Annotated in this window: 15 protein-coding genes; 11 read left to right on the plus strand and 4 right to left on the minus strand. The window is 51.6% G+C overall.

The annotated features are described in order from the left end of the window. Window positions 1–225, plus strand: a 225-nt coding sequence (locus G465_RS15560) for a zinc ribbon domain-containing protein (RefSeq protein WP_155846544.1), incomplete at its 5' end; no start/stop codon positions are given. Between the two features lie 136 nt (window positions 226–361). Here G465_RS15560 and dxs read toward each other — a convergent pair. After that, entirely contained in the window at window positions 362–2227 is a 1866-nt protein-coding gene (gene dxs / locus G465_RS0110935; protein WP_022654503.1) for a 1-deoxy-D-xylulose-5-phosphate synthase, read from the minus strand. A 19-nt stretch (window positions 2228–2246) separates the two neighbouring features. After that, on the minus strand, window positions 2247–3146 hold the full coding sequence (locus G465_RS0110940) for a polyprenyl synthetase family protein (protein WP_373277233.1): 900 nt from the start codon (window positions 3144–3146) through the stop codon (window positions 2247–2249). Between the two features lie 217 nt (window positions 3147–3363). Here G465_RS0110940 and gyrA point away from each other — a divergent pair, with 217 nt between their 5' ends. The 9 genes from gyrA (at window position 3364) to aroF (ending at window position 12670) form a co-directional block, all read left to right on the plus strand. After that, window positions 3364–5982 (plus strand): DNA gyrase subunit A, encoded by a 2619-nt coding sequence (gene gyrA / locus G465_RS0110945; RefSeq protein WP_022654505.1) that lies wholly within the window; start codon window positions 3364–3366, stop codon window positions 5980–5982. Continuing rightward, a complete protein-coding gene (locus tag G465_RS0110950) occupies window positions 5966–6412 on the plus strand; it encodes a PaaI family thioesterase (RefSeq protein WP_022654506.1) in 447 nt (148 codons plus the stop codon). Before gyrA ends, G465_RS0110950 begins: the two co-directional genes overlap by 17 nt. Beyond that, complete coding sequence (locus G465_RS0110955; RefSeq protein WP_022654507.1) at window positions 6409–6849, plus strand: PaaI family thioesterase; 441 nt, start codon at window positions 6409–6411, stop codon at window positions 6847–6849. The genes G465_RS0110950 and G465_RS0110955 overlap by 4 nt, the downstream gene beginning before the upstream one ends. 36 nt (window positions 6850–6885) lie before the next feature. Then, window positions 6886–7971 carry a 3-phosphoserine/phosphohydroxythreonine transaminase gene (serC, locus tag G465_RS0110960; RefSeq protein ID WP_022654508.1) on the plus strand — a complete coding sequence of 362 codons (1086 nt, stop codon included), beginning with the start codon at window positions 6886–6888 and terminating at the stop codon, window positions 7969–7971. Window positions 7972–7988: 17 nt separating this feature from the next. Beyond that, on the plus strand, window positions 7989–9086 hold the full coding sequence (gene pheA, locus G465_RS0110965) for a prephenate dehydratase (protein ID WP_022654509.1): 1098 nt from the start codon (window positions 7989–7991) through the stop codon (window positions 9084–9086). A gap of 13 nt (window positions 9087–9099) precedes the next feature. After that, window positions 9100–9681 carry an LOG family protein gene (locus G465_RS0110970; RefSeq protein WP_022654510.1) on the plus strand — a complete coding sequence of 194 codons (582 nt, stop codon included), beginning with the start codon at window positions 9100–9102 and terminating at the stop codon, window positions 9679–9681. Between the two features lie 24 nt (window positions 9682–9705). Then, window positions 9706–10815 carry a histidinol-phosphate transaminase gene (hisC, locus tag G465_RS0110975; protein WP_022654511.1) on the plus strand — a complete coding sequence of 370 codons (1110 nt, stop codon included), beginning with the start codon at window positions 9706–9708 and terminating at the stop codon, window positions 10813–10815. Between the two features lie 51 nt (window positions 10816–10866). Beyond that, window positions 10867–11553: an isoprenoid biosynthesis glyoxalase ElbB gene (gene elbB / locus G465_RS0110980; RefSeq protein WP_022654512.1), complete on the plus strand. Its 687-nt coding sequence runs from the start codon at window positions 10867–10869 to the stop codon at window positions 11551–11553. Between the two features lie 94 nt (window positions 11554–11647). Then, window positions 11648–12670 (plus strand): 3-deoxy-7-phosphoheptulonate synthase, encoded by a 1023-nt coding sequence (gene aroF, locus G465_RS0110985; RefSeq protein WP_022654513.1) that lies wholly within the window; start codon window positions 11648–11650, stop codon window positions 12668–12670. Here the strand turns inward: aroF and G465_RS0110990 are convergent, their stop codons facing one another. Together G465_RS0110990 and dapF are read right to left on the minus strand one after the other, a co-directional pair. Beyond that, window positions 12671–13321, minus strand: a complete 651-nt coding sequence (locus G465_RS0110990) for a DUF484 family protein (RefSeq protein WP_162138829.1) — start codon at window positions 13319–13321, stop codon at window positions 12671–12673. It abuts the gene before it with no gap. Window positions 13322–13335: 14 nt separating this feature from the next. Further along, window positions 13336–14166 (minus strand): diaminopimelate epimerase, encoded by an 831-nt coding sequence (gene dapF / locus G465_RS0110995; protein WP_022654515.1) that lies wholly within the window; start codon window positions 14164–14166, stop codon window positions 13336–13338. 340 nt (window positions 14167–14506) lie between these two features. Here dapF and G465_RS0111000 point away from each other — a divergent pair. Further along, window positions 14507–14801, plus strand: a 295-nt coding sequence (locus G465_RS0111000) for a hypothetical protein (protein ID WP_022654516.1), incomplete at its 3' end; no start/stop codon positions are given.

Here is a 14801-nt window from a genome sequence, read left to right on the forward strand (position 1 = left end):
AGGCAATGTGTGGTGTTCGAGGAAATCAACGAAGCGTTTTCAACCCAAACATGCTCGTGCTGCGGTGTCATACCCGCCAGCAGTCCGAAAGGTAGGGCAAGTTTGCGAATAAGAGAATGGATTTGCAGCAATTGCGGCGCAGTACACGACCGCGACACCAATGCAGCAAAAAACATTCTCGCGGCGGGACTTCGCCGTCTTGCAGAAGGAATCCCCGCTCTTTAGGGCGGGGAGGAAGTCAATGTTGAAGTCGTGGACATGGACAGAGCAAGCTACGGCAAGTTTGTTTCTGCTTAGTTGTGGTTGAGGAGGTGTGTCAGTAGGGACGAACCCACCGGTTCGCCCCTGCGCTGTTAAGCGATCAATCTGTTTGCTGATGTGCTGCCGATAACCACATTTTTACCGAGGTGAGAATCCCCTCGGCATCTAAACCACAGTCCGCCAGCAACACCGCTGGATCACCATGTTCCACAAACTCATCTGGCAGGCCAAGATGTAAGAAAGCTGGGCGTTGGGAACAGGTGGTGAGGGCTTCTGCACAGCCCGCCCCTGCGCCACCAGCCACAGCATTCTCTTCAACCGTCACAAAATAACGGTGTTTCTCTGCCAATGTGGTTAATAACGCTACATCCAATGGCTTCACAAAACGCATATCCACCAGCGTGGCATCACAGGCTTCCGCCGCTTGCCACGCTGGATGCACCATGCTGCCAAACGCCAAGATAGCGACTTCGCCTTGTCCTTGCCGTAACACCCGCGCTTTGCCGATAGGAAAGGCGCTCATATTGCTATCAGGCACTACGCCGCTGCCACTGCCGCGTGGATAACGTACCGCCACTGGCCCATCATGCAAAAAGCCGGTGTAGAGCATCTGACGACATTCATTTTCATCAGAAGGGGCCATCACCACCATATTGGGAATACAACGTAAATACGACAAATCAAAAGCACCGGCATGAGTTGGGCCGTCGGCACCGACTAGGCCAGCTCGATCAATGGCAAACAACACCGGCAAGTTTTGAATTGCCACATCATGGATCAACTGATCGTAGGCACGTTGTAAGAAAGTGGAGTAAATCGCTACCACGGGTTTCAAACCATCACATGCCATCCCTGCGGCAAAGGTTACCGAGTGTTGCTCGGCAATACCAACATCGAAATAGCGGTCGGGATGTTCTTTTTCAAAACGCACCAAACCCGAGCCTTCGCGCATCGCCGGCGTAATGCCTACTAAGCGATGGTCGATTTTGGCCATATCACATAACCAATCACCAAAAATTTGGGTGTAGCTTGGCTTGCTCGTCCCTTTTGTGGTGGCTAAACCACTGGCTGGGCTGAATTTCGAGACCCCGTGATATAACACTGGATCATTTTCGGCCAGCTTATAACCTTGCCCTTTACGGGTCACCACATGTAAAAACTGCGGGCCAGAGAGTTGACGGATATTGGAGAGGGTGTCGATTAAGGTCGGCAAATCATGGCCGTCAATTGGGCCAAGATAGTTAAAACCAAATTCTTCAAACAACGTGGACGGCGTGATCATGCCCTTGACGTGTTCTTCTGCCCGCGCCGCTAATTTCTGCAATGGTGGGGCAATGCCAAGCACGTTTTTCGAGCCTTTTTTCATCTTGGCATAGAAACGACCACTCATTAACTTAGTGAGATAATGATTTAACGCGCCGACATTAGGCGAGATCGACATATCGTTGTCGTTCAAAATCACTAATAAATTGGCATCCATCGTGCCAGCATTATTCAACGCTTCAAACGCTTGGCCGGCGGTCATCGCGCCATCGCCAATAATCGCTACCACGCGGCGATCGAGGCGGGCTTGTTTGGCGGCAACCGCCATGCCGAGGGCGGCTGAAATCGAAGTGGAAGAATGACCGACACCAAAAGTGTCATACGGCGATTCACAACGTTTTGGAAAGCCTGCAATCCCGCCCTTTTGCCGTAAGGTGTGCATCAAATGGCGGCGGCCAGTCAGGATTTTATGTGGATAAGTTTGATGCCCGACATCCCACACCAAACGATCGTCTGGGGTGTTAAACACATAATGCAGGGCAATGGTTAATTCGATGGCGCCTAAATTCGAGGCAAAGTGTCCACCGGTCTTGCTGACCGATTCCACAAGAAATTCTCGCAATTCACGCGCCAACACAGGCAGGTCCTTACGGTCGAGGGCACGCAAATCCGCAGGGGAGTCGATACGGTCAAGTAAGCTCATGATGGCAAGCATTCATCCATTAAAAAGAACGAGTAATGATGTAGTCGGCCAGTTGCAACAGGCGCTTGGCATCATCACCAAATGGGGTTAAGGCAGCACGGGCATCTTGATGCAAGTCTGCTGCAAACGCTTTGGCTGCCGCTAGGCCCATGATACTGACGTAGGTGGGTTTGTCTTGGGCCGCATCTTTACCGGCAGTTTTGCCGAGGGTTTGACTGTCCGCTTCACAATCTAAAATATCATCCACCACTTGGAAGGCCAGACCCATCCGGCCAGCAAAACGTTCCAAGGCCGCAATGTGTTCTGCTTCAATTTGCCCCGCGTGCGCACCCAACAAGATAGCAGCACGAATGAGCGCACCGGTTTTTAAGCAGTGCATCTGTTCCAATTCAGCTTGGTTGAGCTGTTTGCCCACGGCCGCTAAATCAATCGCCTGACCACCTGCCATCCCACCCGCACCACTGGCATGGCTTAATTCTTTCAACAGTAACAGTTGTGTTGTTGCCGTGAGATTGGGTAGGGGTTGGGATAAAATCTCAAACGCCAATGTTTGCAAAGCATCGCCAGCCAGCAGCGCGGTTGCCTCATCAAAGGCAATATGACAAGTCGGCTTGCCACGCCGCAAGACATCGTTATCCATACATGGCAAATCATCATGCACTAATGAATAGCTGTGGATCAGCTCAACCGCACACGCGGCGATGTCTAACACCTCGGTGGGGGCTTGACTGAGCTCACCTGCTGCATATACCAGCAAAGGCCGTACCCGCTTACCACCGTTTAACACCGCATAGCGCATTGCTGCATGAAAACGCTGTGGGTGTTTTTGTTCAGAAGGTAAAACACGCAATAGAGCCTGTTCTACCTGATGTTGTTGCGCGGCCATCCAAGAGGGTAAAGAAAGGGTAGCAGGATGCAAGATACAGTCTCCCAAGCGTGAGCAACAGTCGAAAACGGGCGGATTGTATCGGTTTTACCCAAGCAAGGCATCTAGCAAGCTTAGACTCCCTTAGCTATGGCTACTGCAAGGAACATAGTTTGCATCTAATTTCATTTTATTGCTGCCTGTGTTTAGGGCGCTGTCCGTGCTAGAATCTTGGTCATTTTTCGTACCGCAAAGTGTGTGCGCTGACCTCATGACAGACCAATTATTCGCCAAGGAAACCATTTCCATCAGTCTCGAAGAGGAGATGCGTCGTTCCTATCTGGATTACGCCATGAGCGTAATCGTAGGGCGCGCGCTCCCCGACGTGCGTGATGGCCTCAAGCCTGTTCACCGCCGCGTGTTATTCGCGATGCACGAACTTCATAACGACTGGAATCGTGCTTATAAGAAATCTGCCCGTATCGTGGGTGATGTGATTGGTAAATACCATCCACATGGCGACACGGCGGTGTACGACACTATTGTGCGGATGGCACAGGACTTCTCGCTACGCTATCCCCTGATTGATGGCCAAGGTAACTTTGGCTCGGTGGATGGTGATAATGCAGCCGCGATGCGTTATACCGAAATTCGCATGGCGCGGATTGCCCATGAATTGCTTGCCGACATTGAAAAAGAAACGGTTGATTTTGGCCCGAACTATGATGGTTCTGAACACGAACCGCTGGTTCTACCTGCCAAAATTCCGAACTTATTGATCAATGGTAGCTCGGGGATTGCCGTCGGGATGGCAACCAATATCCCACCGCATAACCTCAATGAAGTGGTGAATGCGCTGTTGGCTTTACTCGATAAGCCCGACTTAACCATTGACGAACTGATTGATTTTATCCCTGCGCCCGACTTCCCCACCGCCGGCATTATTTATGGCACAGCTGGGGTGCGTGAAGGCTATCGCACTGGCCGTGGACGGGTGGTGATTCGTGCGCGTACTCACGTTGAGGAATTTGGCAAAGACCGCCAAGCCATCATCATTGATGAGTTGCCTTATCAGGTCAACAAGGCCAATTTGTTAATCAAAATTGGTGAGTTGGTGCGTGAGAAAGTGGTGGAAGGCATTTCCGATTTGCGTGATGAATCGGATAAATCAGGTATGCGGGTGGTGATTGAGCTCAAACGCAATGAAACACCTGATGTTGTACTGAACCATTTATACAAACACACCCAACTGCAAGACAGTTTTGGTATGAACATGGTGGCCTTGGTTGATGGTCAGCCACGTTTGCTTAACTTAAAACAAATCCTAGAAGCTTTCCTGCGCCATCGCCGTGAAGTGGTGACTCGCCGCACGGTGTTTGAACTGCGTAAGGCGCGTGAGCGCGGTCATATTTTAGAAGGTCTGGCGGTGGCATTGTCGCATGTCGATCAGGTCATTGCTTTGGTAAAAGGCGCGCCAAATCCAGTACAAGCTAAGAGTGAATTGATGGCGCGGACATGGCCGTCTGCTTTGGTTAGCGAGATGTTGAGCAAAGTCGATGCACAACAAGCCCGCCCAGAAGGTTTATTGCCAGAATATGGTCTTTCTGCCGCCGGTTATCGCCTGTCCGAAGCACAAACTCAGGCCATTTTAGAGTTGCGCTTACAGCGTTTGACTGGTCTGGAACAAGACAAAATCATCGGTGAATACCGCGAAGTGATGGATACCATCATCGATCTGCTGGATATTTTGGCGAAATCCGAGCGCGTGAACGAAATCATCGCGCAAGAGTTGAACCAAATCAAAACGCAGTTTGGTGATGCTCGCCGCTCAGAAATCGAAAAATATGGCGCCGATATTCATATCGAAGATTTAATCCCACGCCAAGATATGGTGGTCACGCTGTCGCATAGCGGTTATATGAAAGCGCAGCCGATTGGTGATTACCAAGCCCAACGCCGAGGCGGACGCGGTAAACAGGCAATGGCAACCAAAGAAGAAGATTTCATTGATAATCTTTTTGTTGCCAATAGCCACGACTACCTACTGTGTTTCTCGAGCTTTGGTCGGGTGTATTGGATCAAAGTCTATGAACTACCGCAGGGCAGCCGCAATTCACGCGGTAAGCCGATCATCAATTTATTACCGCTGGCCGAAGGCGAAAAACTCAACGCCATCTTGCCGGTGCGTGAATTTAGCGATGACCGTTTTGTCTTTATGACCACCCGCGCCGGTATTGTGAAGAAAAGCGCCCTGTCCGACTTCTCCCGTCCGCGCAGCAGCGGCATTATCGCCTTGGGTTTAGATGAGGGTGATTATCTGATTGGTGCCTCGATGACCGATGGCAGCCATGAAGTGATGTTGTTCTCCGATGCAGGCAAAGCGGTGCGGTTTGATGAACAAGAAGTCCGTGCCATGGGCCGCAGTGCGCGTGGTGTTAAAGGGATGGAACTGCCAGAAGGCAATTTTGTGATTGCCATGTTGACCGCCCCTGCTAACGCCGCCGACTTTGCCCAAGTGCTAACCGCCACCGCCAAAGGCTATGGCAAACGCACACCAATCAGTGAATATCGTAAGAGCCGTCGCGGTACACAAGGCGTGATTGCGATTGATACAGGTGAACGCAACGGTGCCTTGGTCGCTGCGGCCTTGGTCGAAGAAACTGACGAATTGATGCTGATGACCGATGGTGGTGTGTTGATTCGCACCCGTGTCGCTGAAATTCGGGAAACCGGTCGGGCGGCGCAAGGGGTACGGTTGATTAACTTGGACGACGGCGAAAAATTAGTCAGTTTGGAAAAAATTGCCGAACGTGATGAGGACGACAGCGCCCTAGATGAGACAGAAGTCGAAGGCGAGAGCAGCGAGGTGGTCCATGACACCGTTGATTGACCGCATGCAACAATGGTTCGTCAGCTTGCCGCATTGCGCCACGCTGGGTCTGCGTTTTGTAGATAGCGCAGAGAATTGGGTCATTTTAGCGGTGGATTGGCGGGAGGAATTAGTCGGTAACCCTGCCACGGGTGTATTACATGGTGGCGTGATTACCAGCTTGGTCGATACCTGTAGCGCGTTGTCTGCATTCACTGGCTTGGAAGAAGCGGAAGCGATGGCCACGCTCGACCTGCGTATTGACTATCTCAAGCCCGCACAACCACAGCAAACCGTGTTCTGTCGGGCGGAATGTTATAAGTTGGGACGACAAATCGCCTTTACTCGTGCGGTGTGTTACCAACAGGACATGAATAATCCGATTGCGCACGGTCTAGCAACCTTTATGCGGGCTTCAAGTCGGGCAGTTTTAGGCGGAGGACAGGCATGACCAGCGATTACATGACCCGTTTTTTAGCCTTACGTGATGCCAAAGACTATCACGGGATTATTGACAGCATTCCTTACGCCCGCTTATTAGGGGTTGAAATGTCTGAAGATGGCGAAGGAAATCTGCTGTTTACCTTGCCCTTTGCCGAGCGTAATGTCGGCAATCCCATCCTCCCTGCCTTGCATGGCGGCGTGATCGGTGGTTTTTTAGAAAATGCGGCCTTAATTCATCTCATGTGGATTCGCGAGTCCCTCGAACCGCCCAAGGTGATCGATTTTTCTTTGGATTATTTGAAAAGTGGCCGGCCACAACCGCTATTTGCGCGCTGTTCACTGACCAAGCAAGGCAAGCGTGTAGCGCACATGCTGATTGAAGCATGGCAAGAAGATGCCCGCCAGCCAGTCGCTGTGGCGCGCGCCCATTTCTTATTGGCTTAACCTGCCGCTGCGGCGGCCCTCGGAGATTCTCAACTGATGAGTAAGGTGTATAACTTTTCTGCAGGGCCTGCGGTCCTGCCGTATGAAGTGTTGTTAGACGCACAACGTGAATTGGCTGATTGGCATGGTTCTGGCATGTCGGTAATGGAAATGAGCCACCGCGGACGCGAATTTATGGAGATCATCCATCAGGCCGAAGCTGATTTACGCACGCTATTGGATATTCCAAAAAACTATAAAGTGTTGTTTCTCCAAGGCGGCGCCACCAGCCAATTTGCGATGGTGCCAATGAATTTGTTGCGTGGAAAACAATCCATTGACATCGTGTTGACCGGTCATTGGTCGAAAATGGCAGCAAAAGAAGCCAAGCACTTTGCAAATGTCAATATTGTTGCCAGCAGCGAAGACCGCGCCTTTAGCTATGTGCCAGAACAAGCACAGTGGCGTTGTTCACCCGATGCCGCGTATTTGCATTATGTCTCGAACGAGACAATCGGTGGTGTGCAATTCCCCTTCGAACCCACTGCTGATGTGCCGGTGGTGTGTGATATGTCCTCCGACTTTTTATCACGCCCAATCGATATCAACCGCTACGGTTTGATTTTTGCCGGTGCCCAGAAAAACATTGGCCCCGCAGGGTTGACTGTGGTGATTGTGCGTGAAGATTTATTGGGCGAAGTATCGCCAGCAACGCCAACCATGTTCGATTATCGCGTTCATGCTGACGCTGAATCGATGTATAACACCCCACCGACATTCTCGATTTATATCGCTGGTTTGGTGTTCAAATGGTTGTTGGCCCAAGGTGGTATTAAGGGCATTGCCGCACGCAATGAAGAAAAAGCCCATCTGTTATATCAAGCGATTGAAGACAGCGCCGGTTTCTATAGCTGCCCTGTTGAAGCGCCATTCCGGTCAAAAATGAATGTGCCGTTCCGCATTCATGATTCGGCCTTGGATGCCTTGTTCCTTGAACAAGCAGCAGATCGCGGCTTAGTACAACTCAAAGGGCACCGTTCGGTGGGTGGCTTACGGGCATCGATCTACAATGCGATGCCAATTGATGGTGTCAAAGCGCTGGTTAGCTTTATGCACGATTTCGCCAGCCGCCATCCGCGTTAATGCCCGAAGGAAAGATTATGTCTGCTGCCCCTCATGCCCCTAACCACGACGACCAAGCCTTAAGTACCCATCGCCATGCCATCGACAGCATTGATGCAGAAATTTTGTCTTTACTCAACCAACGTGCCGGCCATGCCCGTGCGATTGGTGAGATTAAAGGCGGCGGGGTGATTTATCGCCCTGAACGTGAGGCTCAGGTTTTACGCCGCATTAAAGACTTGAATCAAGGTCCACTGCCAGATGAATCGGTGGCGATTCTGTTCCGTGAAATCATGTCGGCTTGTTTGTCATTGGAAAAACCGCTGTCGATTGCTTTCTTAGGCCCCGAAGGGACGTTTAGCCAAGCGGCGGCGGTGAAACATTTCGGCCATGCGGCCAATACCGTGGCGTGTGTCTCGATTGATGAGGCATTTCGGGTGGTTGAGGCGCGCAACTGTGACTATGTGGTTGCGCCGGTGGAAAACTCCACCGAGGGGGCGGTCGGGCGAACTTTAGATTTGCTGGTCAGTACGCCGCTGAAAATCTGTGGCGAAGTGGTGTTGCGCATTCATCATCATTTATTGCGTAAGAACCCAGACGCTCCACCCCCGCGTAAGGTCTATTCTCACGCGCAATCGCTGGCTCAATGCCACGAGTGGCTAAACCGTTTCTTGCCCGATGTTGAGCGCGTGTCGGTGGCGAGCAATGCCGAAGCCGCACGCTTGGCCAGCGAAGATGAAACCGTTGCTGCTATTGCTGGCACTGCAGCCGCAGAACGCTATGGTTTAGTGCGGCTGCATGAAAATATTGAAGATGAACCCAACAACACCACGCGCTTTTTGGTATTGGGGCATCAAGATGCCACGCCATCGGGCCGTGATAAAACGACTTTGGTGTGTTCTGCACAAAATCGCCCAGGGGCAGTCCACAGCTTGTTAGCCCCCTTGGCCGATGCCGGTGTCAGCATGACCAAACTCGAATCTCGCCCCTCTCGCACCGGATTGTGGGAATATGTATTCTTTATGGATTTAGAAGGTCACCAAGCCGACCAAAAGATGCAAGAAGCATTAGATGCCTTGCGCCAACGGGCGGCTTTTGTGAAAGTGATTGGTTCATATCCGGTGGCGGTGATTTAAGGAACAGGACATTGTGAAAAATCTGTGCGTATTTTGTGGCTCTCAGTTCGGCAATCGCCCAGAGTATGAAGTTGCCGCCCGCTTGTTGGGGTTGGAATTAGCAGGTCGTGGCATACGCCTGATTTATGGCGGTGGCCGTGTTGGATTGATGGGTGTGGTGGCTGATGCGGTGATGGCCGCTGGTGGCGAAGTGGTAGGGGTGATTCCCGAATTTCTGATGCAAAAAGAAATTGGCCATGTTGGATTGACTGAATTGCATGTGGTCGATTCGATGCATAGCCGCAAAGCGAAGATGGCCGAATTGGCCGATGGCTTTGTCGCCTTGCCCGGCGGCTTCGGCACCTTTGAGGAATTTTTCGAAATTCTGACTTGGGCCCAACTTGGTATGCACAGTAAGCCAGTGGGGCTATTGGATGTGGCAGATTTTTATTTGCCGATGGTGGCGTTTTTACGCCACTCCGCCGCCCAAGGTTTTATCCGCAACGACCATTTGTCTTTGATTGTCCATGCCCGTGAACCAGAAGACCTGATTCAACGCTTAAGCGGCTATCAGGCCGTCACTGTACCAAAATGGTTAGACCGCACTGGTGCCTAATTTTACGTTGATTTTGGAGTGTTCATGTTGTACGCAACCCTTGCCCCCGAGTCGATCCGTGCGATCGCCCCCTATCAACCCGGAAAACCTATCAGCGAATTAGCGCGTGAGATGGATTTAGACGAGGCCTCGATTGTGAAATTGGCCTCGAATGAAAATCCACTCGGCATGGGGCCACAAGCACAGGCGGCATTACAAGCCGCTGTGGCCGATTTGGCACGTTATCCCGATGGTAATGGCTTTGCGCTAAAACAGGCGCTGGCCTCGCGTTTTAAAGTAGCACCACAGCAAGTGATTCTCGGCAACGGTTCAAATGATGTTTTAGAGCTGGTGGCGCGGACTTTCTTGGGGGCGGGGGATGAGGCCATCTATTCGGAGTTTGCCTTTGCCGTGTATCCGCTGGTCACCCAAGTCACTGGTGCAACAGGGGTCGAAGTGCCAGCTAAGGCATGGGGACATGATTTAGCGGCAATGCGGGCGGCGATCACTGAAAAAACAAAAATGATCTTTATCGCCAACCCCAATAACCCCACCGGCACGCTATTACCGGCCGATGAGCTGTATCAATTTATCGCCAGTGTGCCAAAAGAAGTGTTAGTGGTACTGGATGAGGCCTACACCGAATACTTGGCCGAGGGTGAAGGCGGCGACAGTGTGGAATGGAGCCGTGAATTTCAAAATCTGATTGTCAGCCGCACTTTCTCCAAAGCCTATGGTCTTGCTGGTTTGCGCGTGGGTTTCGCGATTAGTAATAGCGAAGTGGCCGATTTGGTGAACCGTGTGCGACAGCCGTTTAATGTTAATTCGCTGGCGCAAGCGGCTGCCGTGGCTGCGTTGCAAGATGAGGCCTTTTTACAAGAGAGCCGCCGTGTCAACGATGAAGGAATGCAGCAAATTACCGCTGCTTTGACCGAGATGGGGCTGAGTTTTATCCCTTCACGTGCCAATTTTGTCACCTTCCACTGCGATCAAGCGGCACAAATCAATGACTATTTGCTGCATCATGGGGTGATTGTGCGGCCATTGGCTGGCTACCGCATGCCAAACAGCCTGCGGGTGAGCATTGGCCTAGCTGAAGAAAATGCCCGCTTTATCACCGTCTTGCGCGACGCTTTGCAGCACTACGCAGGTTAATTCCCGTCTTGCCCCCATACTGGGGGCATTGCTTGTTATAGGAGCTTATTCATGACGTCTTCCGCCCTACCCGTTGCCGTGGTGTTATCTGGTTCTGGTGTTTACGATGGTTCTGAACTGACCGAAGCGGTCAGCCTAGTGGTGGCGCTGTCACAAGCAGGATTGGATGTCGCCTTTTTTGCCCCTAATCGCCCACAAATGCATGTCATCGATCATGCACAGGGACAAGTGGCAGAAGAAAGCCGCAATATTCTGACCGAATCAGCGCGGATTGCTCGCGGTAAAATTCGTGCTCTCGATGCGCTTGAGGTGGCAGATTATGCCGCAGTGGTGATGCCGGGTGGCTTTGGTGCAGTGAAAAATTTCACCGATTTTTTAACCGCAGGCGACAAAGCGCAACTGGCTGATGATATTGGTCAAGTCCTGCGCCAAGCGCTCCAAGCCAAAAAACCGGTGGTGGCACTGTGCGCCGCCCCCCTCGCCGTCGCCATTGCTGCCCGTGATGTCGGATTGAGCAATGTGCAACTGACTTTGGGGGATTGCGAATACCCTGATATGGTAAAAGCCGCCGCCAGCTGGGGTATCCCACATGTGGTGACACCAGTCGATCAAGCGTGTGTCGATCACAACAACGCGATTATCACTGCACCAGCGTATATGTATGGTGATGCCACCCCAGCGCAGGTCTTTACCGCAGCACAACAAGCGGTACAAGCTTTAGTCAAACTTCTGTCGTAATTCCCTACCCCGTCCCCTTCTCCCCTGTGTGCCAACAGCTCCGCTGTTAATGACTCTCACAGGGCAAGGGGCTTTTTTTTAGGAAGCCGTGTCGATGATTATCATCATGCAAAGCCAAGCGCAAGAAGCCGAGATTCAAGCGGTGGTCGAGCGTATTGAACGGGCTGGTTTAACCGCGCATGTCTCGCGCGGCACCGAGCGCACTTTAATTGGCGCCGTCGGTGATGAGCGTCAACTGAGCAGCGAAGTATTCGAACGACTGCCAGGGGTCGAAAAAGCCATGCATGTCGTGAAACCCTATCGTTTTGTGTCACGTGAAGGGCATAGCAACGATACTGTGATCGATATTCGCGGCATTAAATTAGGCGGTGGTTTGCCGGTGCAGGTCATTGCTGGCCCTTGCTCGGTCGAGACCCAAGAACAGATGGATGCTGCGGCAGAAGCGGTGGTGGCTGCAGGTTGTCGCATGATGCGCGGTGGCGCATTCAAACCGCGTACCAGCCCTTATGCTTTCCAAGGTTTGGGCATCACTGGTTTAGAATACTTTTTACATTCCGCCCGCAGTCGTCAATTACCCATCGTGACCGAATTGATGGATGTGCGGATGTTAGACACCTTCTTGGAATACGATGTTGATGTGATCCAAATTGGTGCCCGCAATATGCAAAACTTTGATTTGCTGAAAGAAGTTGGGCGAGTCAACAAACCCGTGATTTTAAAACGCGGTTTATCCGCCACCATCAGCGAATGGCTGATGGCCGCCGAATATATTGCGGCGGGGGGAAATCACAATATTATTTTCTGTGAGCGCGGCATTCGTACTTTTGAAACCGCCTATCGCAATGTGTTGGACGTTACCGCCATTCCAGTGCTGAAGCGTGAAACCCATTTGCCGGTGATTGTTGATCCTAGCCATGCCGGTGGGAAAGCGTGGATGGTGCCGGCGTTATCGTGTGCGGCAGTGGCCGCAGGGGCCGATGGTTTGCTGATTGAAGTCCATCCTAACCCCTGCGAGGCATGGTGTGATGCCGACCAAGCATTAACGCCAAGCCAGCTCAGCGAATTGATGCAACAACTCCGCGCTTTAGGCGCCGCATTGCAGCGCCCTCTGGCCTAATCAAAGCTCTAGCGTACGTTCAAACGCTGCCGCCATCAAAGCGGCGATTCGGCTCAATAATTCGGTGTTCATATCCGAAGTAAAACGATTCGGGTCGTCGCTAGCCAACGCCAACATACCAAACACTTCTCCACGCACCGTCCGCAGTGCCACCCGTGCAAAGGATTGCATGCGGTGGGCGTCGGGGAACCACTGCAACACCGCATCGCTGGCATACGGCCCACAATAAGGCCGTTCGCCCAAGCGTTCGAGTTCGGGGATATTCGCCAGATAAATTTCACCCAACCCCTGTGCTCTGGGATGAACCAAACGAATATCGGCACACGGAACGGCAAAATCTAAGCGTAAATGGCTATACGAGATTTGCAGCACCCGTTCTGCGGTGTTTGCGCGCAATAAATCAATTGCCATCCGATGGGCACGGTCAACAATCACATCGTTTTGTTCGCCATACCGCAGCAACTCGCGCATATGTGACGCCAACTGCCGATTTTTATCCCGCAATAGCAATAACTGGCGTTCAATCAATGGCACGCTATGGGCGGCATGAGGATGTGGCACCTGAATTTCTGCCAACATCTCGGCATAGTCATGAAAAAACTCAGGATGTGAAGCCAACCACGCAGCAATATCTGCTGCATTCATCGCCATAATATCGTCCCCTTTCACAGTGTGACCTCGCCTTGGAACACCGTTACCGCAGGCCCAGTCATCCATACCGAATGGCCATTTCCTGCCCATTCAATCCGTAACACCCCGCCGCGTGTGGTCACTTCAACACTGGCATCGAGTAAGCCTCGGCGAATTCCACTCACCACCGCCGCACAGGCACCCGTACCACAAGCCAAGGTTTCCCCTGCACCACGCTCGAATACACGCAAGCGAATATGACTACGATCAACCACTTGCATGAAGCCTGCGTTAACCCGTTGCGGAAAACGCGGATGATGTTCAATGTGTGGGCCCCATTCTGCTACCGGGGCAGTGTCCACCTCATTCACGCATAACACGGCATGGGGATTGCCCATCGACACCACGCCGACAGCGATATTAATTTGATCGAGGGCCAACAGATGTTCCACGGCATCTTGCTCGGCAACAAACGGAATTTCAGCAGGTTCAAAACGAGGTTTGCCCATATCTACCCGCACTAAACCGCCGTCCAATAACTCCGGCACAATCACCCCGCGCGCGGTTTCTACCCGAATTTGTTTTTTATCTGTCAAACCCTGCTCGAAAACAAAACGGGCAAAGCAACGGGCACCATTGCCACATTGTTCCACTTCGCTGCCATCGTTGTTAAAAATGCGATAGCGGAAATCGTTGTTGGGGTCGTGCGGTGGTTCAACCAATAACAATTGGTCAAACCCAATGCCAAAACGACGATCACCCAGCTGTTGTAGTTGGTCTGTCGATAAATTCACCTGTTGGCGCACCCCATCCACCACCACAAAATCATTGCCCAACCCTTGCATTTTGCTAAACCGCAGTTGCATAACAGACTTTCTAAAACCAAATAGAAGAAAGCCAAGATGATAACTTAGGCAAAACCAGTGGGACAGGCATCAAATCATGTTTTGCTTTTTTGTGGCAGTGATGGCGGGGTGATAAGGCGGTCGGCAGTGGCATTGTGTTTGACACGCGGTGGCGTGGCAGAACAATCAGTATAAGCGAAGCCGGTGCTAACAACTCCTTCCCCACCCCCAACTTACCCTCAATCAATACTGCAATATCAAATTTGCAATAATTTTTTGTCCATGATTTGTTATTGACAAATAGTGGTGATTATTTCTACTATGCGTCTATTGAAAGCCACAAAACCGCAGGGGAAATACTATGTCTGGATTATTTAATCGGCTACCACAGTTTCCTCCATCGCCACCTGGTATTGAGCGTGAAGTGTTACGAGCGATGCCAAAGTTAACGCTGTATGGCAGTGCGGTTTTTTTGTTGCCTGCTGCTTTAATGCGGCTGTGGTATGGTTGGTCGTGGCCTTTGTCGGGTGAACAAGCCTTGATTTCGACTGATATTTTCTTGATTAGCCTGCTGATTTTGTATTGGACAGTGTTGTTTACCGTGGCGTTGGGCGCGTTTATCCCCTGCGCCGTAAAACCTCGCCATTCATGGCGGG

The sequence above is a fragment of the Aquaspirillum serpens DSM 68 genome (assembly GCF_000420525.1).
Taxonomy (GTDB): Bacteria; Pseudomonadota; Gammaproteobacteria; order Burkholderiales; family Aquaspirillaceae; genus Aquaspirillum; species Aquaspirillum serpens.

What these genes read in the sequence shown, in the direction of transcription:
- dxs (WP_022654503.1), bottom strand. Translation starts at nt 2,227, where the DNA reads ATGAGCTTACTTGACCGTATCGACTCCCCTGCGGATTTGCGTGCCCTC.
- gyrA (WP_022654505.1), top strand. Translation starts at nt 3,364, where the DNA reads ATGACAGACCAATTATTCGCCAAGGAAACCATTTCCATCAGTCTCGAA.
- G465_RS0110950 (WP_022654506.1), top strand. Translation starts at nt 5,966, where the DNA reads ATGACACCGTTGATTGACCGCATGCAACAATGGTTCGTCAGCTTGCCG.
- G465_RS0110955 (WP_022654507.1), top strand. Translation starts at nt 6,409, where the DNA reads ATGACCAGCGATTACATGACCCGTTTTTTAGCCTTACGTGATGCCAAA.
- serC (WP_022654508.1), top strand. Translation starts at nt 6,886, where the DNA reads ATGAGTAAGGTGTATAACTTTTCTGCAGGGCCTGCGGTCCTGCCGTAT.
- pheA (WP_022654509.1), top strand. Translation starts at nt 7,989, where the DNA reads ATGTCTGCTGCCCCTCATGCCCCTAACCACGACGACCAAGCCTTAAGT.
- hisC (WP_022654511.1), top strand. Translation starts at nt 9,706, where the DNA reads ATGTTGTACGCAACCCTTGCCCCCGAGTCGATCCGTGCGATCGCCCCC.
- elbB (WP_022654512.1), top strand. Translation starts at nt 10,867, where the DNA reads ATGACGTCTTCCGCCCTACCCGTTGCCGTGGTGTTATCTGGTTCTGGT.
- aroF (WP_022654513.1), top strand. Translation starts at nt 11,648, where the DNA reads ATGATTATCATCATGCAAAGCCAAGCGCAAGAAGCCGAGATTCAAGCG.
- G465_RS0110990 (WP_162138829.1), bottom strand. Translation starts at nt 13,321, where the DNA reads ATGGCGATGAATGCAGCAGATATTGCTGCGTGGTTGGCTTCACATCCT.
- dapF (WP_022654515.1), bottom strand. Translation starts at nt 14,166, where the DNA reads ATGCAACTGCGGTTTAGCAAAATGCAAGGGTTGGGCAATGATTTTGTG.